The following is an 18,141-nucleotide window of genomic DNA, read 5'->3' on the forward strand; positions in this document are numbered from 1 at the left end:
CACGACCTTGCCAAGGTCGGGGTCGCGAGTTCGAGTCTCGTTTCCCGCTCCAAAATTTGATTTGGCTTTTAAAGCCAGCACCACCCAAGCGGGAATAGCTCAGTTGGTAGAGCACGACCTTGCCAAGGTCGGGGTCGCGAGTTCGAGTCTCGTTTCCCGCTCCAAATTCTAATCTTCAGTACAAATTATCCACAACGCTAAGTCGCGTCGGTGGTGGTTTTTACGTTCCTCAAAAACTCTTGTAAACAGACTTATCCACAGCTTACGTTTTTTCCCTTCGATCGCTAATTATTTATTAACTTTTACACCTTTAGTTTAACTATTTGATTTACTTAATTTTTATAATATTTAAAAATGTTAACTCGATCGCTTGCAGATTTTACATCGCTTGTGGGGCAAGGCTTTCAAATTTTTATTCACATCCTGTGGACATTTCACGCATCACGTTTTAACCCCTTTTCTATGACCCGAACCAGACGCTGCTTTTGCGGTAACTGAACCTCAGTTGCATTAGCGCTCCGTTTGCTTAATTGTTGCGCAATCGCCCATTCAATATGCTCATCAAGAAGTGGGTGCTCACCTTTTCGTTGTTGCAATGCTTCCAGAATCACTTCTTCCCAGGGGGCATTTCCTAATGCGACTGCAATATTTCGCAGCCAACGTAAATGACCGATGCGGCGAATCGCTGAACCTTCAGTCACGCGCAGGAAATATTCTTCACTCCAGGCAAACAGTTCAACCAGCGGCGGAGCATGCAATGCGCGACGCGGACTAAAGTCATCTTCCACGGTCAATTGTGAAAAGCGATTCCACGGGCAAATCAGCTGGCAGTCGTCGCAGCCGTAAATTCGGTTTCCGATTAGCGGTCTGAATTCTTCGGGGATTGCGCCTTCAAGCTCAATAGTGAGATAGGAAATGCAACGCCGCGCGTCGACCGTGTAAGGTTCAACTATCGCGCCGGTTGGGCAAATCGTCATGCAGGCCACGCAGCGCCCACATTTTTCCTCGACAGGTTTATCTATGGGTAATGGAATATCGACTAATAGCTCACCGAGGAAAAAGAACGATCCTGCTTCCTGATTCAGGATAAGTGAGTGCTTACCTGTCCATCCCAGGCCTGCTTTATCCGCTAATGGGCGCTCAAGAATCGGCGCTGAATCCACAAAAGGTCTAAAATTCAGCGTGGAACAATGGGACTGGATCATTTCACCCAGTTTTTTGAGTCGATTGCGCAGCAGTTTATGGTAATCACGTCCGAGGGCGTAACGGCTGATGTAACCGATTTTTGGGTTCTTGAGCGTCGAGGCAAAGGCCGCGTTTGCCGGGAGATAGTTCATCCGCACGCTAATTACGCGTAATGTCCCCGGCAGCAATTCGTGTGGTCGGGCGCGCATCATGCCGTGACGAGCCATCCAGTCCATCTCGCCGTGGTATTGTTTATCCAGCCACAACTGAAGCGCGGGTTCACTGGCGGAGAGATCGGTATCGGTAATCCCCACTTGCTGGAAGCCGAGTTCGATTCCCCACTGTTTGATATTTTGCGCTAACTGATTGAGATCGAGGGGCTGTGACATGACGGACCTGAGCCTAAAAATAACCGCCAAAAGTATACCACATTCAGTTTGGTCAGCAGACTGGTTGCGCACCGCTGAAAAGCAGGCGGCGGATGAATTAGGGCTAACGCTCTATGAATTGATGCAGCGAGCGGGCGCTGCGGCATTTAACCTTGCCCGCGAACTTTATCCGCAAAGTCAGCACTGGCTGGTCGCATGTGGACATGGCAATAACGGCGGCGATGGTTACGTATTAGCACGCCTGGCTCAGGCTGCGGGTGTGCGCGTTACGCTTCTGGCGCTGGAAAGTGATAAGCCGCTGCCACAGGAGGCGGCGTACGCGCGTGATGCCTGGCTAGATGCCGCAGGTCTTATTCATGCGCCAGAGCATCCATGGCCTGATGATATCGACCTGGTGGTCGATGGTATTCTGGGAACCGGGCTTGCGCACGCGCCACGAGATAATGCCGCGCAGCTTATTGAAAAATGTAATCACCATTCTGCTCCTGTGATTGCCTTGGATATTCCTTCGGGCTTGCTCGCAGAAACGGGTGCCATTCCCGGTGCGGTGATCAACGCTTCGCACACCATTACGTTTATTGCCCTTAAGCCTGGTCTTCTGACCGGAAAAGCGCGCGATGTGGTGGGTGAACTGCACTTTGATGCGCTTGGCCTTGAAACCTGGTTGAAGGGGCAGACTGCGCCGATAACTCGCGTGGATAGCACACAGTTAGCGGGCTGGCTAACACCACGTAAGCCCACCTCACACAAAGGCGATAACGGGCGACTGGTGATAATAGGCGGCGACCACGGCACGGCGGGGGCGATTCGTATGACGGGCGAAGCGGCTTTGCGGGCTGGAGCGGGGTTGGTCAGGGTTTTGACTCGCTCAGAAAATATCGCACCGTTGCTGACCGCACGGCCTGAGTTAATGGTTCAGGAACTGACTTCACAAACGCTTGATGAAAGTCTTGAGTGGGCCGATGTGATAGTGATTGGCCCAGGATTAGGGCAACAAGAGTGGGGCAAAAAAGCCTTACAAAAAGTAGAGAACAGCCGTAAACCGATGCTGTGGGATGCAGATGCGCTGAACCTTCTGGCAATCAATCCCGATAAACGTCAGAATCGCGTGATTACGCCACATCCTGGCGAGGCTGCGCGGTTGCTAAATTGCGCCGTGTCACAAATTGAGAGTGACCGCTTACTTGCCGCAGACCGCCTGGTAAAACGTTATGGCGGAATTGTGGTCTTAAAAGGTGCCGGTACGGTTGTTGCCAGCCAACATGGTGAATGCGCCATTGTTGATGTGGGTAATGCAGGCATGGGCAGCGGTGGTATGGGGGATGTGCTATCCGGAATCATCGGAGCATTGCTGGCACAGAAGATAACCCCGTATGATGCAGCCTGTGCCGGATGTGTAGCTCATGGCGCTGCCGCTGATGTGCTGGCTTACCGCTTTGGTACACGTGGCATGTTAGCGACCGATTTATTATCGACGTTGTACCCTTTTGTTAACCCGGATTTGAATAGCCAAAAAAATGATTAATCGAGTTATCGCATTACCTGATGAAGCCGCGACCTTAGAACTGGGCGCACGCCTGGCTGAAGCCTGCATCGGTGCCACCGTGATTCATCTGTATGGTGATCTTGGCGCGGGGAAAACGACTTTCAGCCGTGGTTTTGTGCAAGCGCTGGGTCATAAAGGGAACGTGAAAAGCCCAACTTATACGTTGGTAGAACCGTATGAACTCGGTGATTTGATGGTGTATCACTTTGATCTCTATCGTCTTGCCGATCCAGAAGAACTCGAGTTTATGGGAATTCGTGACTATTTCACCAATGACGCAATCAGTCTGGTGGAATGGCCGCAAAAAGGTCAGGGTGTGCTTCCAGAACCGGATGTCGAAATCCACCTAAGTTACCAGGCCGAAGGGCGCGAAGCGTGCCTGAAAGCAGTTTCCTCATCTGGTGAGTCGTTACTGGCGCGGTTGGCCAAATAACAAGGATGACGGGATGATCTATCGCGTGAAAAGTGTGTGGATGGCGTTGTGTTTATTGGTGCTGGCGGCACAAGCAAGCGCGGCCAGTTTAGCGGATATTCAGGTATCGAACGGCGATTCTCAGGCGCGGATCACGTTTAGTTTTATTGGCGATCCTGAATATGCTTTTTCTCAGGATGATAAGAAAAGCGTTGCTCTGGATATCAAACAAACGGGTGTGATCAGAGGTTTACCGCTGTTGTTCAGTGGCAATAACCTGGTGAAAAGCATTCGGTCAGGGCAACCAAAAGACAGCGATTCCTTACGCCTGGTGGTTGATCTCACTGAGCCTGGCAAAACTCGCGCTGTAAAACAGCAAAATGGTTCTAATTACACGGTAGTGTTTACGATCAACGCCGATGCTCCGCCTCCGCCACCACCACCTCCGGTTGTGGCTAAACGTGTTGAAGCGCCACCCGTCACCCGTTCAACCGAGCCTGCAAAAAATCCCTTTAATCCGCAGACCGTGACGGGAGCCATCAGTTCTAATACGGCGATGCATCCTGCACGGACTCAGCGCCCCACGACTCAATCCGATACCGTCGTTGTGGCTATTGATGCGGGGCATGGCGGGCAGGATCCGGGGGCAATTGGCCCTGGTGGCACGAAAGAGAAAAACGTCACTATTTCGATTGCCCGTAAACTTCGCTCATTGCTGAATGACGACCCGATGTTTAAAGGCGTGCTGACCCGCGATGGTGATTATTTTATTTCGGTGATGGGGCGTTCAGACGTCGCACGTAAACAGAATGCCAATATTCTGGTGTCTATTCATGCTGATGCCGCGCCTAATCGCGATGCGACGGGAGCCTCCGTTTGGGTGCTGTCGAATCGTCGTGCGAACAGCGAAATGGCGGGCTGGCTCGAACAGCACGAGAAACAATCGGAGTTGTTGGGCGGGGCGGGTGATGTACTGGCCAATAGCCAGGCTGACCCGTATTTAAGCCAGGCGGTTCTGGATTTGCAGTTCGGCCATTCCCAGCGCGTCGGGTATGATGTGGCAACAAAAGTGCTGGCGCAAATGCAGCGCGTAGGCTCGTTGCACAAACGTCGCCCGGAACACGCAAGCCTGGGCGTATTGCGTTCGCCGGATATTCCTTCGGTGTTAGTGGAAACCGGGTTTATCAGCAACAACTCGGAAGAGCGCCTGCTCGATAGCGATGACTATCAGCAAAAAATTGCACAAGCTATTTATCAAGGGCTTAGGGATTATTTCCTGACGCATCCGTTGCAATCCGCGCCACCAACTGGTCAAACTGCACGCTCGCAAGGTGCGGGTATTGATCCCGTCGCGATGACTCAATAAGGAGATTTCATGCCGATTCAGGTTCTGCCGCCGCAACTTGCCAACCAGATTGCTGCTGGCGAAGTGGTAGAGCGCCCCGCATCGGTGGTGAAAGAACTGGTTGAGAACAGTCTTGATGCAGGCGCCACGCGTATTGATATTGATATTGAACGCGGTGGCGCCAAGCTCATTCGTATTCGCGATAACGGCTGCGGTATCAAAAAAGATGAGCTGGCATTAGCCCTGGCTCGTCATGCGACCAGTAAAATCGCCACACTTGATGACCTTGAGGCCATTATTAGCCTCGGGTTTCGTGGTGAAGCGTTAGCGAGTATTAGCTCGGTCGCACGACTGACGTTAACCTCGCGCACCGCCGAGCAAAGCGAAGCGTGGCAGGCCTATGCCGAAGGGCGTGAACAGGATGTGACGGTAAAACCTGCGGCACATCCAGTCGGAACCACGCTTGAGGTGTTGGATTTGTTCTACAACACGCCCGCACGTCGCAAATTCATGCGCACCGAAAAAACCGAATTCAATCACATTGATGAGATAGTCAGACGTATTGCGCTGGCGCGTTTTGATGTGTCGATAAATCTCACCCACAACGGCAAAGTGATTCGTCAGTACCGTGGGGTTGCAGAGGGTGCACCTCGCGAACGCCGCCTTGGCTCGATTTGCGGCACGGCTTTCCTCGAACAAGCGCTGGCCATTGAATGGCAGCATGGTGACCTGGCATTACGCGGCTGGGTGGCTGAACCTACGGCGACGACTTCCGCCTTGTCAGAGATTCAATATTGCTATGTGAACGGTCGCATGATGCGCGACCGCCTGATCAATCACGCTATCCGCCAGGCCTGTGAAGACAAACTCGGTGCCGACCAGCAACCGGCGTTTGTGCTGTACCTGGAAATCGACCCGCATCAAGTGGATGTGAATGTGCATCCTGCCAAACATGAAGTGCGTTTTCATCAGTCGCGCCTGGTGCATGATTTTATCTACCAGGGCGTGTTGAGCGTGCTGCAACAGCAAAGTGAAAATCGCCTGCCACTGGAAGAACCTGCGGAAGAACCACAACCGCGCTGGCAGCCGGAAAACCGCGTGGCATCCGGGCGTAACCAGTTTGCAACGCCTGCTGCTCCCACAGCTTCTCGCGAATCAATACCTCGCGAATCAGCACCTCGTAATACGGCCCCGGTTTCTGGCGGCTATAGTGAAGGAAGTGCGAGTAAAGGCAGTGCGCCTTTATGGCCGCATGCGGCACCAGGTTTTCAGAAGAAAGAAGGGGCGGTGTATCGTGAATTGTTGAATACACCGACACCCGCAGCCTCAAAAAATCGAGTTGCTGAACCTGAGTCTGAGCCTTACGAGGCTTTAGACGGTCACGCACAAAGTTTTGGGCGCGTGCTGACCGTCATCAATCCGGATATCGCGTTACTCGAGCGTGACGGCAAAATCATGCTGCTTTCCTTAAGCGTGGCTGAACGTTGGTTGAAAATGGCGCAGTTAGTACCAGGCTCCGAAGGGGCACGTGCTCAACCGCTGCTGATCCCCATTCGTTTGAAAGTCACCAAAGAAGAACAGGACGTTCTGATTAAAAATCAGCCGCTTTTACTGGAAATGGGCATTGAATTCGCCATTGAGTCGCGTCAGATAACAATTCGCTCTGTACCTTTACCTTTGCGTAAACAAAATTTACAAATCTTGATTCACGAACTGCCAGGATACCTGGCGCGACAGACAGAGGTGAATGCAACACAGATTGCTCAATGGTTTGCTCGTCAAATGGACGGTAATCATGAACAATGGAATCAGGCGCAGGCGATTGCCCTGCTGGCTGATGTGGAGCGCCTTTGTCCGCAACTGGTGAAATCACCACCTGGCGGTTTGTTACAACCTGTTGATTTACATATGGCGATGAACGCCCTGAAACATGACTGAAGTTAAGCAAAGCCTGCCACAGGCAATTTTTTTGATGGGGCCGACGGCCTCTGGTAAGACAGCGTTAGCCATTAATTTGCGTAAAACGTTGCCAGTAGAGTTGATAAGCGTCGATTCGGCCCTTATCTATCAAGGGATGGACATTGGTACAGCGAAGCCCACGGCTGAAGAACTGGCCCAGGCGCCGCATCGGTTACTTGATATTCTCGACCCGGCACAAGCCTATTCCGCCGCTGATTTCCGGCGTGATGCGTTGGCTGAAATGGCTGAAATTACCGCGGCAGGGCGTATTCCCTTGTTAGTCGGGGGAACAATGCTCTACTTCAAGGCATTGTTAGAGGGTTTATCACCATTACCATCCGCTGACCCGCAAGTACGGGAACGGATAGAAAAACAGGCTGCAGAGCAAGGATGGGAAGCGTTGCATCGTGAGTTAGCACAGGTTGATCCTGTCGCCGCTGCACGTATTCATCCAAATGATCCACAAAGGCTTTCCCGTGCACTGGAAGTTTTTTTCATTTCGGGTAAAACTTTAACGGAACTGACGGAAACGTCAGGAGAAGCTCTGCCTTACCAGGTGCATCAGTTCGCCATCGCCCCGGCGAGCCGTGAACTGCTCCATCAAAGAATTGAGCAGCGTTTTCATCAGATGTTAGCTTCTGGATTTGAAGCTGAAGTGCGGGCTCTTTTTGCCCGTGGTGATTTGCATACGGACATGCCTTCCATTCGTTGTGTGGGATACCGGCAGATGTGGTCTTATCTGGCAGGGGAAATTTCACATGATGAAATGGTTTATCGTGGTATTTGCGCGACGAGACAATTGGCTAAGCGCCAGATGACCTGGTTGCGAGGTTGGGAGGGTGTTCACTGGTTAGACAGTGAGAATCCGTCTCAATCTTACAACGATGTACTACAGGTAGTTAGTGCGAAGCACCAATGAATGTGTACAATTGAATCGTTATGGTGCGCAATATTTTACGCAGTTTTTCAGAGCCTCAGGGTTCTTGAGTTACAAACAACAAGCATATAAGGAAAAGATAGAATGGCTAAGGGGCAATCATTACAAGATCCGTTCTTGAACGCACTGCGTCGCGAACGTGTTCCAGTTTCTATTTATTTGGTGAATGGTATTAAGCTGCAAGGTCAGATTGAGTCTTTTGATCAGTTTGTAATCCTGTTGAAAAACACGGTTAGCCAGATGGTCTATAAGCACGCGATTTCTACTGTTGTTCCGTCTCGTCCGGTATCTCATCACAGCAATAACACCGGTACTAGCGGTTCTGGCAGCTACCACCATGGTGGAAGTGCGCAAGGTTCTGCGCCACAACAAGACAACGAAGACGCTGAATAAGGCGTAACGTTGTTTTTCCAAGCCGGGGAACCAGGGATGCTGGGTTCCCCGCTGGTCTTTTTGAGAGGTTATACGCTTGTTTGACCGTTATGATGCCGGTGAGCAGGCGGTGCTGGTACACATCTATTTTACGCAAGACAAAGACAAGGAAGATCTAGAGGAGTTTGAATCTCTGGTCTCTTCAGCCGGTGTCGAAGCATTGCAGGTGGTTACTGGTAGCCGTAAAGCTCCTCACCCGAAGTATTTTGTTGGTGAAGGTAAGGCAATTGAAATTGCCGATGCAGTGAAAGCCACTGGGGCATCGGTCATTTTATTTGATCACGCGTTGTCTCCAGCCCAGGAGCGTAACCTCGAAGCGCTGTGTGAATGTCGTGTCGTCGACAGAACCGGCCTGATTTTAGATATTTTTGCTCAACGTGCGCGTACCCATGAAGGTAAGTTGCAGGTTGAACTGGCTCAGTTACGTCACATGGCAACTCGCCTTGTGCGCGGCTGGACCCACCTTGAGCGTCAGGGAGGGGGGATAGGTTCACGAGGCCCTGGGGAAACTCAGCTCGAAACCGACCGCCGTTTACTGCGCAACCGGATTATGCTGATCCTTAATCGCTTAGAACGAGTTGAAAAACAACGTGAGCAAGGTCGGCGATCGCGTGCCAAGGCTGATATCCCAACCGTTTCTCTGGTGGGCTACACCAACGCCGGTAAATCCACCCTGTTTAACCAAATAACAGCGGCTGATGTTTATGCCGCAGATCAGTTGTTTGCCACACTGGATCCCACATTGCGCCGTATTAACGTCGCGGATGTCGGTGAAACAATATTGGCCGACACAGTAGGTTTTATTCGTCACTTGCCACACGATTTGGTGGCAGCGTTTAAAGCGACCTTGCAGGAAACACGTCAGGCAACACTGTTATTACATGTGATTGACGCAAGTGACCTGAGGATCGAGGAAAACATTGCCGCGGTTGATACCGTTCTCGAAGAGATTGAGGCTAATGAAATTCCTACGCTGATGGTGATGAATAAGATAGATATGTTGGATGACTTTGTTCCGCGTATCGACAGAGATGATGAAAATATGCCGATTCGGGTCTGGCTTTCTGCCCAGACCGGTGACGGTATTCCACTGCTTTTCCAGGCTTTGACAGAGCGTTTATCTGGTGAAATTGCACAGCATACGTTGTGCTTGCCCCCCCAGGCTGGGCGACTTCGGAGCCGGTTTTATCAGCTTCAGGCAATAGAAAAAGAGTGGATGGAGGAAGACGGCAGTGTTGGCTTACAAATTCGTATGCCTATTGTTGACTGGCGTCGCCTCTGTAAACAAGAACCGGCACTCGCTGACTATATTGTCTAGCCAGTCAAGGGAATGTCCTGAAGACTTTTTCCCCTTCGGGGGATATCACCGCACAACAAATATGGAGCATAAACATGGCGTGGAATCAGCCCGGTAATAACGGACAGGACCGCGACCCGTGGGGAAGCAGCAAACCTGGCGGCGACTCTGGGGGTAACAAAGGAGGGCGGGATCAGGGTCCACCTGATCTGGATGATATCTTCCGTAAATTAAGCAAAAAATTGGGTGGCCTGGGCGGCGGTAAAAGTGGTGGCAGTGGTTCCGGTGGCGGTTCTTCGCAGCTTCCGCGTCCGCACATCGGTGGTCGTATGGTCGGTATCGTTGCCGCCGTCGCCGTCGTTATTTGGGCAGCAACCGGGTTCTATACCATCAAAGAAGCTGAACGTGGTGTAGTAACGCGTTTTGGTCAATTCAGCCATTTGGTTGAGCCGGGCCTGAACTGGAAACCGACATTCATTGATAGCGTCCGAGCGGTAAACGTTGAAGCGGTACGTGAATTGGCTGCGTCAGGTGTGATGCTGACTTCCGACGAGAACGTGGTTCGCGTTGAAATGAACGTGCAGTACCGTGTTACCGATCCGCGTCGTTATCTGTTTAGCGTAACCAGCGCGGACGATAGCCTGCGTCAGGCAACCGACAGCGCACTGCGTGGTGTTATTGGTAAATACACCATGGATAAAATCCTCACCGAGGGTCGTACCATTATTCGTAATGATACGCAGCGCGAACTGGAAGAAACCATTCGTCCGTACAACATGGGTATCACCTTGCTGGACGTCAACTTCCAGGCTGCTCGTCCGCCTGAAGAGGTGAAAGCTGCGTTTGATGACGCGATTTCCGCACGTGAAAACGAACAGCAATACATCCGTGAAGCAGAAGCTTACACCAACGAAGTTCAGCCGCGTGCTAACGGTCAGGCGCAGCGTATTCTTGAAGAAGCTCGCGCTTATAAAACACAGACCGTGTTAGAAGCGCAGGGTGAAGTGGCTCGCTTCGCCAAAATGTTGCCGGAATACAAAGCTGCACCGGAAATTACCCGTGAGCGTCTGTATATCGAAACCATGGAAAAAGTGCTTAGCCATACCCGTAAAGTTCTGGTTAACGACAAAGGTGGCAACCTGATGGTTCTGCCTCTGGATCAGATGCTGAAAGGTGGCTCACAGCCAGCGGCAAAGACTGATAACACGGGGGCGAACAACTTGTTGCGTCTGCCACCTGCGTCAAGTTCAAGCAGCGGTAGCGCCAGCACACAGTCCTCGTCAAGCCGGGGCGATATCATGGATCAGCGCCGCGTGAACGCGCAGCGCACTGATAACCAGCGCGTAGGGAGTGAATAACGATGCGTAAGTCAGTCATTGCTTTAATTATCATCGTGCTGGTTGTGCTGTTTACCTCGGTCTTCGTGGTACAGGAAGGCGAGCGCGGGATTACCTTACGCTTCGGTAAAGTGTTGCGTGATGATGAAAACAAGCCGGTGGTCTACGAACCAGGTCTGCATTTCAAAGTACCGTTTATCGAGTCTGTTAAAACTCTTGATGCGCGTATTCAGACCATGGATAACCAGGCCGATCGCTTTGTGACCAAAGAGAAGAAAGACCTGATCGTTGATTCCTATATCAAATGGCGTATCAGTGATTTCAGCCGCTACTACCTGGCAACAGGCGGTGGTGACGTTTCTCAGGCAGAAGTGCTGTTAAAACGTAAATTCAGTGACCGTCTGCGTTCTGAAATTGGTCGTCTTGATGTGAAAGACATCGTGACCGATTCTCGTGGCCGTCTGACTCTGGATGTGCGTGATGCGCTGAACTCAGGTACCGCGGGTACTGATGATGAAGTGGCTACACCTGCTGCGGATGATGCAATTGCCTCTGCTGCTGCGCGTGTCACTGCGGAAACCAAAGGCAAAGTACCGGTGGTTAACCCGAACAGTATGGCGGCACTGGGTATCGAAGTGGTCGATGTGCGTATCAAGCAGATCAACCTGCCTGCTGAGGTTTCTGAAGCTATCTACAACCGTATGCGTGCCGAGCGTGAAGCTGTTGCTCGTCGTCACCGTTCACAAGGTCAGGAAGAAGCTGAGAAGCTGCGTGCTACCGCCGACTACGAAGTGACTCGTACTCTGGCAGAAGCCGAGCGTCAGGGCCGTATTAGCCGTGGTGAAGGTGATGCAGAAGCTGCCAAACTGTTTGCTGATGCATTCAGCCAGGATCCAGACTTCTACGCATTCATTCGTAGCCTGCGTGCTTATGAAGCAAGCTTCAGCAATGGTCAGGACGTGATGGTGTTAAGCCCGGATAGCGATTTCTTCCGTTACATGAAAACACCTGCGAATAGCACACGTTAATACTCGCAAAAAACTTATCAAGAGCCGGTCTGACCGGCTCTTTTTTTATTGGTGTTAGAGGGAATTATGAATTCGACTATCTGGATGGCATTAGCGCTGGTTTTGGTGCTCGAAGGACTCGGACCGATGCTTTATCCACGCATGTGGCGCCGAATGATCGCCGCGTTAACGCAACTTCCCGACAATACGCTTCGCCGTTTTGGTGGCGGACTAGTGGTTGCAGGTATCGTTATCTACTACATGTTGAGTCGAGCCGCTGGCTGAACCGCATTGAGGTGGACGATTACCATTTTGTATACTAAAAGGGCTGATCATCTAGGAAACCGATGGTAGAATCCTTTTTTAAGCAAACGGTGATTTTGAAAAATGGGTAACAACGTCGTCGTACTGGGCACCCAATGGGGTGACGAAGGTAAAGGAAAGATCGTAGATCTTCTGACTGAACGGGCTAAATATGTTGTGCGCTACCAGGGCGGTCACAACGCAGGCCATACTCTCGTAATCAACGGTGAAAAGACCGTTCTTCATCTTATTCCATCAGGTATTCTGCGTGATAACGTTACCAGCATCATCGGTAATGGCGTTGTGCTGTCTCCTGCTGCACTGATGAAAGAGATGAAAGAGCTGGAAGACCGTGGGATTCCGGTACGTGAGCGCTTGCTGTTATCTGAAGCTTGCCCGCTGATTCTTGATTATCACGTAGCGCTGGATGTGGCTCGTGAGAAAGCGCGCGGTGCGAAAGCTATCGGTACTACCGGTCGCGGTATCGGCCCTGCGTATGAAGACAAAGTGGCCCGTCGTGGCCTGCGCGTTGGCGACCTGTTCGACAAAGCCACCTTTGCCGACAAACTGAAAGAAGTTCTGGAATACCATAACTTCCAACTGGTTAACTTCTACAAAGTTGAAGCGGTTGATTACCAGAAAGTTCTGGACGATGTCATGGCAGTTGCTGACATTCTGACCAGCATGGTAGTTGATGTGTCCGATCTGCTGGATCAGGCACGTAAACGCGGCGACTTCATCATGTTCGAAGGTGCTCAAGGCACGCTGCTGGACATCGATCACGGTACCTATCCGTACGTGACCTCTTCCAACACCACCGCGGGTGGCGTGGCAACAGGTTCCGGCATTGGTCCACGTTATGTTGATTACGTTCTGGGTATTATCAAAGCGTACTCTACTCGCGTTGGCGCAGGTCCGTTCCCTACTGAACTGTTTGATGATATCGGCGAGTTCCTGTGCAAACAAGGTAATGAGTTCGGTGCAACTACCGGTCGTCGTCGTCGTACAGGTTGGTTGGATATCGTTGCTGTGCGTCGTGCAGTGCAGATCAACTCCCTGTCAGGTTTCTGCCTGACCAAGCTGGACGTACTGGACGGTTTGAAAGAAGTTAAACTGTGTGTAGGCTACCGTCTGCCAGATGGCCGTGAAGTGACTACCACTCCAATGGCCGCTGACGATTGGGAAGGTATCGAGCCAATCTACGAAACCATGCCAGGCTGGTCAGAAACGACCTTCGGCGTGAAAGAGCGTAGTGGTTTGCCGCAAGCAGCGCTGGACTACATCAAGCGCATTGAAGAACTGACTGAAGTACCAGTAGACATTATTTCTACCGGTCCGGACCGTTCTGAAACCATGATTCTGCGCGATCCGTTCGACGCATAATGATGTGATGGGGTGTGCTTAGCACGCCCCAACTGCTATATCCTGCCGTTTTATCCACCTTCCCCGTTAAATAAATTAGCTGGCAACCTTATGGCTGGTTTATCATCAATCTATACCCGTCATACTTCACGTTGCAGCGGCGTTGGCTGCACTCACTCACCCCAGTCACTTACTTAAGTAAGCTCCCGGGGATTCTTGAGCTGGCCGCCTGGCTGCAACCCGAATTATTTAGGGTATAGTATTTACAGCTATTAAGCGTTTCCCCTCCCACCCAAGAGGTTGATGTGCAGTTAACGAGTTTTACTGATTACGGTTTACGTGCTTTGATTTACATGGCGTCTTTGCCCGAAGGCAAGATGACGAGCATTTCTGAAGTAACAGAAGTGTATGGTGTATCACGTAATCATATGGTGAAAATCATCAATCAACTCAGCCGTGCAGGCTATGTGACGGCAGTGCGCGGCAAAAACGGTGGCATTCGCCTCGGCAAACCGGCGGTATCTATCCGTGTCGGTGATGTGGTGCGCGAGCTGGAACCGCTTTCTTTGGTGAACTGTAGCAGTGAGTTTTGTCATATCACCCCCGCATGTCGCCTGAAACAGGCACTGGCCCAGGCGGTGCAAAGCTTTCTTACAGAGCTGGATAAGCACACCCTGGCCGATTTGGTGGACCAAAACCAACCGCTCTACAAATTATTGCTGGTGGAATAAATCACGATTTCCTCAGCAAATGACAACGGAGGAACCGCAATGTCAAAAGATCCTTTTCAGGAACGAGAAGCCGAAAAATACGAAAACCCGATCCCAAGCCGGGAATTTATACTCGCTCATCTCTCCAAACGTGAAAAACCAGCCAATCGTGACGAACTGGCTGAAGAACTGAATATTACTGGTGAAGAACAACTTGAAGCGCTGCGTCGCCGTTTGCGAGCCATGGAACGCGATGGACAGTTGGTCTTTACCCGCCGCCAGTGTTACGCCCTGCCAGAACGTCTCGATTTGCTAAAAGGCAAAGTCATTGGCCACCGCGATGGCTTCGGTTTCCTACGTGTAGAAGGCCGTAAAGACGATCTCTACCTTTCATCTGAACAGATGAAAATGTGTATGCATGGCGACATCGTGCTGGCACAGCCACTGGGTGCCGACCGTAAAGGCCGTCGCGAAGCGCGTATTGTACGCGTGCTGGAGCCAAGAACCGGGCAAATTGTTGGCCGCTACTTTACCGATGCTGGTATCAGTTTCGTGGTGCCAGACGATAGCCGTCTGAGCTTCGATATCCTTATCCCACCAGAAGGTGTGATGGGCGCGCGTATGGGCTTTGTGGTGGTGGTTGAGCTCACCCAACGCCCAACTCGCCGCACCAAAGCGGTGGGTAAAATCGTTGAAGTGCTGGGCGACAACATGGGTACAGGCATGGCCGTCGATATGGCGCTGCGCACCCATGAAATCCCGTATGTCTGGCCGCCAGAAGTGGAAGCTCAGGTTGCTTCGCTGAAAGAACAAGTGCCGGAAGAAGCCAAAATTGGCCGCGTGGATTTGCGTGACCTGCCGCTTGTCACCATCGATGGTGAAGATGCGCGTGACTTCGATGACGCCGTGTTCTGTGAGAAGAAACGTGGCGGCGGCTGGCGTTTATATGTCGCTATCGCCGACGTAAGCTATTACGTTCGCCCGCCAACCGCGCTGGATAAAGAAGCTCGCAACCGTGGCACGTCAGTTTACTTCCCATCGCAGGTTATCCCGATGCTGCCGGAAGTGCTGTCCAACGGTTTGTGCTCGCTGAACCCGCAGGTTGACCGTCTGTGTATGGTCTGTGAAATGACCATCTCTTCGACTGGACGCCTGACCGGCTCTAAATTCTACGAAGCGGTAATGAGTTCCCATGCGCGTCTGACCTACACCAAAGTGTGGCACATGTTGCAAGGTGATCAGGAACTGCGCGAGCAGTACGCGCCGCTGGTTAAGCACATCGAAGAGCTGCATAACCTCTACAAAGTGCTGGATGTTTCTCGTGCGCAGCGCGGTGGTATCTCGTTTGAAAGCGAAGAAGCGAAGTTTATCTTCAACGCCGAGCGCCGCATTGAGCGCGTTGAACAAACCGTTCGTAACGACGCGCATAAACTTATCGAAGAGTGCATGATCCTCGCGAATATCGCAGCGGCGCGCTTTGTTGAGAAGAACAACGAGCCATCTTTGTTCCGCGATCACGATCGTCCAAGCAACGACGCCATCACCGCGTTCCGTTCTGTGCTGGCCGAACTGGGTCTGGAATTGCCTGGCGGGCAGAAACCAGAACCGCGTGATTACGCAGAATTACTGAACTCGATTGCCGATCGTCCGGATCATGAAATGCTGCAAACTATGCTGCTACGTTCCATGAAACAGGCGGTGTACGATCCAGAAAACCGTGGCCACTTTGGTTTGGCGCTGCAATCCTATGCGCACTTTACCTCGCCGATTCGTCGTTACCCGGATTTGCTGCTACACCGTGCAATTAAATATTTGCTGGCAAAAGAACAGGGCCATAAAGGCAACAGCACCGAGTCTGGCGGCTGGCACTATGACATGGAAGAGATGCTGCAACTGGGCCAGCATTGTTCTATGGCTGAACGCCGCGCAGATGAAGCAACACGCGATGTTGCCGACTGGCTGAAATGCGACTTTATGCAGGATCAGGTCGGTAATACCTTTACTGGGATTATCGCCAGCGTCACCGGTTTCGGCTTCTTTGTTCGCCTCACCGATCTGTTTATCGACGGCCTGGTGCACGTTTCTACTCTTGATAACGATTACTACCGTTTCGACCAAATCGGGCAGCGCCTGATTGGTGAGTCCGGTGGTCAGACTTATCGTTTGGGTGACCGTGTCGAAGTGCGCGTTGAAGCCGTCCACATGGACGAGCGCAAAATTGATTTTGCTCTGATCTCCAGCACTCGTGTTCCTCGCGGCGCGGGTAAAACTGAGAAAGACCGAGCGAAAAAAGGCGCAAACGGCAACGGGCCAAAACGTCGTCAGGGCGGTAAACGCACCAACTTCGAGCCAGACAGCACTTTCCGTAAAGAGAAAGGGCCAGCCAAGCCGAAGAAAGCGAAAGCCGAGAAAAGCGTCGACAAAAAAGCAGAGCCGAAGGCGAAGAAACCAAAAACGCAGTCGGACAAAACTCGTAAAATAGCCGCCGCTACAAAAGCCAAGCGCGCAGCGAAAAAGCAGCCGAGCTAAGTCTCCAATTGCTTTTCGTAGGTCGGATTAGCGTAAGCGACATCCGACCTTTACGAGCAAATTAACACTGGTGCATCAGCACCTGAAATGAGTAACAGTAATGAGTGAAATGATTTACGGCATCCACGCCGTCCAGGCACTGCTTGATAACGCCCCTCAGCGTTTTCGGGAAGTCTTTATTCTTAAAGGCCGTGAAGACAAACGTCTGATGCCTTTAATTCATGCGCTGGAAGCTCAGGGTGTGCCGGTTCAAATGGCAAACCGCCAATGGCTGGATGAAAAATCTGAAGGCGCGGTGCACCAGGGCATTATTGCTCGCGTGAAACCGGGGCGTCAGTATCAAGAAAATGATATTCCAGACCTGCTTGCCAGTATCGATACCCCGTTCTTGCTCATTCTGGATGGCGTTACCGATCCCCACAACCTCGGTGCCTGCCTGCGTAGCGCAGATGCTGCTGGCGTGCATGCGGTAATCGTACCAAAAGACAGATCTGCGCAACTGAACGCGACGGCCAAGAAAGTGGCCTGCGGTGCTGCTGAGCACGTTCCGCTGATCAGTGTGACCAACCTGGCTCGAACTATGCGTTTATTGCAGGAATCGAACGTCTGGATTGTCGGTACGGCGGGTGAAGCTGACCACACTTTATTCCAGAGCAAAATGACCGGCCCAATGGCGCTGGTGATGGGCGCTGAAGGTGAAGGCATGCGCCGCCTGACGCGTGAACATTGCGATGAGCTGATTAGCATCCCAATGGCGGGAACCGTTTCTTCATTGAACGTTTCCGTTGCTACCGGTATTTGCCTGTTCGAAGCTGTGCGTCAACGCAGTTAATTAGCCAATTCTGAAAATAGAATAACCATCCTTTCTCGGATGGTTATTTTTTTATGGGTGCTAGTATATCTTTTGTAATAAACAATATATTTATAATGTGAATGAATATTTAGAATTCATTGCTTTGTATTATGAAAGGATATAATCATGTCATGGAATATAGATTCACTGTATGAAGAATTAGCTAAGAGTAATAGTTACACTATCGATCGCTATGACAATGCCTTATCTATTCAATTAAATGATTATGGCGATCTTCAAATCACAATCACTTTGACGAATAAACAGATCCTCGTTGAAACATGTATCTGTCCCGTGAATGTTATAGTTCGTCCGGCAGAGTTCAACCTATTACTTTTACGCCACCAAAAAATCCTGCCTCTTTCTACCGTAGGGATATCCTGTATCGATCAGGATGAGTTCTATATTGCGTTTGGTGCACTGGCTACCAACTCCTCAAAAGAAAATATTATTTTAGAAATTGAAACGCTCGCGGAAAACTCTCTTGAATTAGCTGAGCTGATTGAAGAATTTATTTGATCCCATCGTCTTATCTGAA

General features: G+C 51.2%; 16 protein-coding genes and 1 tRNA gene. 16 read left to right on the forward strand and 1 reads right to left on the reverse strand.

Translation table 11 applies throughout. The features are described 5' to 3' along the window. The first annotated feature begins 88 nt into the window (after positions 1-88). A tRNA-Gly gene (locus GBAG_RS01495) sits at positions 89-164 on the forward strand. A gap of 270 nt (positions 165-434) precedes the next feature. Here GBAG_RS01495 and queG read toward each other — a convergent pair. Continuing rightward, a complete protein-coding gene (gene queG / locus GBAG_RS01500; protein WP_034492774.1) occupies positions 435-1,574 on the reverse strand; it encodes a tRNA epoxyqueuosine(34) reductase QueG in 1,140 nt (379 codons plus the stop codon). Between queG and nnr the strand changes: the two genes are divergently transcribed. The 15 genes from nnr to GBAG_RS01575 all read left to right on the forward strand — a co-directional run bounded on the left by nnr (position 1,573) and on the right by GBAG_RS01575 (position 18,122). After that, the gene (gene nnr / locus GBAG_RS01505; protein ID WP_034492776.1) at positions 1,573-3,099 is read left to right on the forward strand and encodes a bifunctional ADP-dependent NAD(P)H-hydrate dehydratase/NAD(P)H-hydrate epimerase; all 1,527 of its coding nucleotides are present in this window, start codon (positions 1,573-1,575) and stop codon (positions 3,097-3,099) included. The two genes, queG and nnr, sit on opposite strands and share 2 nt — an antisense overlap. After that, complete coding sequence (gene tsaE / locus GBAG_RS01510; protein WP_034492778.1) at positions 3,092-3,553, forward strand: tRNA (adenosine(37)-N6)-threonylcarbamoyltransferase complex ATPase subunit type 1 TsaE; 462 nt, start codon at positions 3,092-3,094, stop codon at positions 3,551-3,553. Before nnr ends, tsaE begins: the two co-directional genes overlap by 8 nt. A 13-nt stretch (positions 3,554-3,566) precedes the next feature. After that, complete coding sequence (amiB, locus tag GBAG_RS01515) at positions 3,567-4,898, forward strand: N-acetylmuramoyl-L-alanine amidase AmiB (RefSeq protein ID WP_034492781.1); 1,332 nt, start codon at positions 3,567-3,569, stop codon at positions 4,896-4,898. A gap of 9 nt (positions 4,899-4,907) precedes the next feature. Further along, a complete protein-coding gene (gene mutL / locus GBAG_RS01520; protein WP_034492783.1) occupies positions 4,908-6,815 on the forward strand; it encodes a DNA mismatch repair endonuclease MutL in 1,908 nt (635 codons plus the stop codon). Next, on the forward strand, positions 6,808-7,755 hold the full coding sequence (gene miaA, locus GBAG_RS01525) for a tRNA (adenosine(37)-N6)-dimethylallyltransferase MiaA (protein WP_034492785.1): 948 nt from the start codon (positions 6,808-6,810) through the stop codon (positions 7,753-7,755). The genes mutL and miaA overlap by 8 nt, the downstream gene beginning before the upstream one ends. Positions 7,756-7,857: 102 nt before the next feature. Continuing rightward, positions 7,858-8,166, forward strand: a complete 309-nt coding sequence (gene hfq / locus GBAG_RS01530) for an RNA chaperone Hfq (RefSeq protein WP_034461169.1) — start codon at positions 7,858-7,860, stop codon at positions 8,164-8,166. Positions 8,167-8,242: 76 nt separating this feature from the next. Further along, positions 8,243-9,523: a ribosome rescue GTPase HflX gene (hflX, locus tag GBAG_RS01535; protein ID WP_034492787.1), complete on the forward strand. Its 1,281-nt coding sequence runs from the start codon at positions 8,243-8,245 to the stop codon at positions 9,521-9,523. Positions 9,524-9,597: 74 nt separating this feature from the next. Next, a complete protein-coding gene (hflK, locus tag GBAG_RS01540; RefSeq protein ID WP_034492789.1) occupies positions 9,598-10,860 on the forward strand; it encodes an FtsH protease activity modulator HflK in 1,263 nt (420 codons plus the stop codon). A gap of 2 nt (positions 10,861-10,862) precedes the next feature. Beyond that, positions 10,863-11,867, forward strand: a complete 1,005-nt coding sequence (gene hflC, locus GBAG_RS01545; RefSeq protein ID WP_034492790.1) for a protease modulator HflC — start codon at positions 10,863-10,865, stop codon at positions 11,865-11,867. A gap of 66 nt (positions 11,868-11,933) precedes the next feature. Next, complete coding sequence (locus GBAG_RS01550) at positions 11,934-12,131, forward strand: DUF2065 domain-containing protein (protein WP_034492791.1); 198 nt, start codon at positions 11,934-11,936, stop codon at positions 12,129-12,131. Positions 12,132-12,233: 102 nt separating this feature from the next. Beyond that, a complete protein-coding gene (locus GBAG_RS01555; protein ID WP_034492792.1) occupies positions 12,234-13,532 on the forward strand; it encodes an adenylosuccinate synthase in 1,299 nt (432 codons plus the stop codon). Between the two features lie 284 nt (positions 13,533-13,816). Beyond that, positions 13,817-14,242 (forward strand): nitric oxide-sensing transcriptional repressor NsrR, encoded by a 426-nt coding sequence (gene nsrR, locus GBAG_RS01560; protein ID WP_034492795.1) that lies wholly within the window; start codon positions 13,817-13,819, stop codon positions 14,240-14,242. A 39-nt stretch (positions 14,243-14,281) separates the two neighbouring features. Then, on the forward strand, positions 14,282-16,750 hold the full coding sequence (rnr, locus tag GBAG_RS01565; protein WP_034492797.1) for a ribonuclease R: 2,469 nt from the start codon (positions 14,282-14,284) through the stop codon (positions 16,748-16,750). A 100-nt stretch (positions 16,751-16,850) separates the two neighbouring features. Next, positions 16,851-17,582 carry a 23S rRNA (guanosine(2251)-2'-O)-methyltransferase RlmB gene (rlmB, locus tag GBAG_RS01570; protein WP_034492799.1) on the forward strand — a complete coding sequence of 244 codons (732 nt, stop codon included), beginning with the start codon at positions 16,851-16,853 and terminating at the stop codon, positions 17,580-17,582. Between the two features lie 147 nt (positions 17,583-17,729). Further along, a complete protein-coding gene (locus GBAG_RS01575; protein WP_034492801.1) occupies positions 17,730-18,122 on the forward strand; it encodes a YjfI family protein in 393 nt (130 codons plus the stop codon). The last annotated feature ends 19 nt before the right edge of the window (positions 18,123-18,141 follow it).

The sequence above is a fragment of the Buttiauxella agrestis ATCC 33320 genome, from assembly GCF_000735355.1.
Taxonomy (GTDB): Bacteria; Pseudomonadota; Gammaproteobacteria; order Enterobacterales; family Enterobacteriaceae; genus Buttiauxella; species Buttiauxella agrestis.

Bases quoted from the DNA above. Each gene is read 5' to 3' on its own strand.
- nnr (WP_034492776.1), top strand. From the start codon at position 1,573: ATGACGGACCTGAGCCTAAAAATAACCGCCAAAAGTATACCACATTCA.
- queG (WP_034492774.1), bottom strand. From the start codon at position 1,574: ATGTCACAGCCCCTCGATCTCAATCAGTTAGCGCAAAATATCAAACAG.
- tsaE (WP_034492778.1), top strand. From the start codon at position 3,092: ATGATTAATCGAGTTATCGCATTACCTGATGAAGCCGCGACCTTAGAA.
- amiB (WP_034492781.1), top strand. From the start codon at position 3,567: ATGATCTATCGCGTGAAAAGTGTGTGGATGGCGTTGTGTTTATTGGTG.
- mutL (WP_034492783.1), top strand. From the start codon at position 4,908: ATGCCGATTCAGGTTCTGCCGCCGCAACTTGCCAACCAGATTGCTGCT.
- miaA (WP_034492785.1), top strand. From the start codon at position 6,808: ATGACTGAAGTTAAGCAAAGCCTGCCACAGGCAATTTTTTTGATGGGG.
- hfq (WP_034461169.1), top strand. From the start codon at position 7,858: ATGGCTAAGGGGCAATCATTACAAGATCCGTTCTTGAACGCACTGCGT.
- hflK (WP_034492789.1), top strand. From the start codon at position 9,598: ATGGCGTGGAATCAGCCCGGTAATAACGGACAGGACCGCGACCCGTGG.
- hflC (WP_034492790.1), top strand. From the start codon at position 10,863: ATGCGTAAGTCAGTCATTGCTTTAATTATCATCGTGCTGGTTGTGCTG.
- GBAG_RS01550 (WP_034492791.1), top strand. From the start codon at position 11,934: ATGAATTCGACTATCTGGATGGCATTAGCGCTGGTTTTGGTGCTCGAA.
- GBAG_RS01555 (WP_034492792.1), top strand. From the start codon at position 12,234: ATGGGTAACAACGTCGTCGTACTGGGCACCCAATGGGGTGACGAAGGT.
- rnr (WP_034492797.1), top strand. From the start codon at position 14,282: ATGTCAAAAGATCCTTTTCAGGAACGAGAAGCCGAAAAATACGAAAAC.
- rlmB (WP_034492799.1), top strand. From the start codon at position 16,851: ATGAGTGAAATGATTTACGGCATCCACGCCGTCCAGGCACTGCTTGAT.
- GBAG_RS01575 (WP_034492801.1), top strand. From the start codon at position 17,730: ATGTCATGGAATATAGATTCACTGTATGAAGAATTAGCTAAGAGTAAT.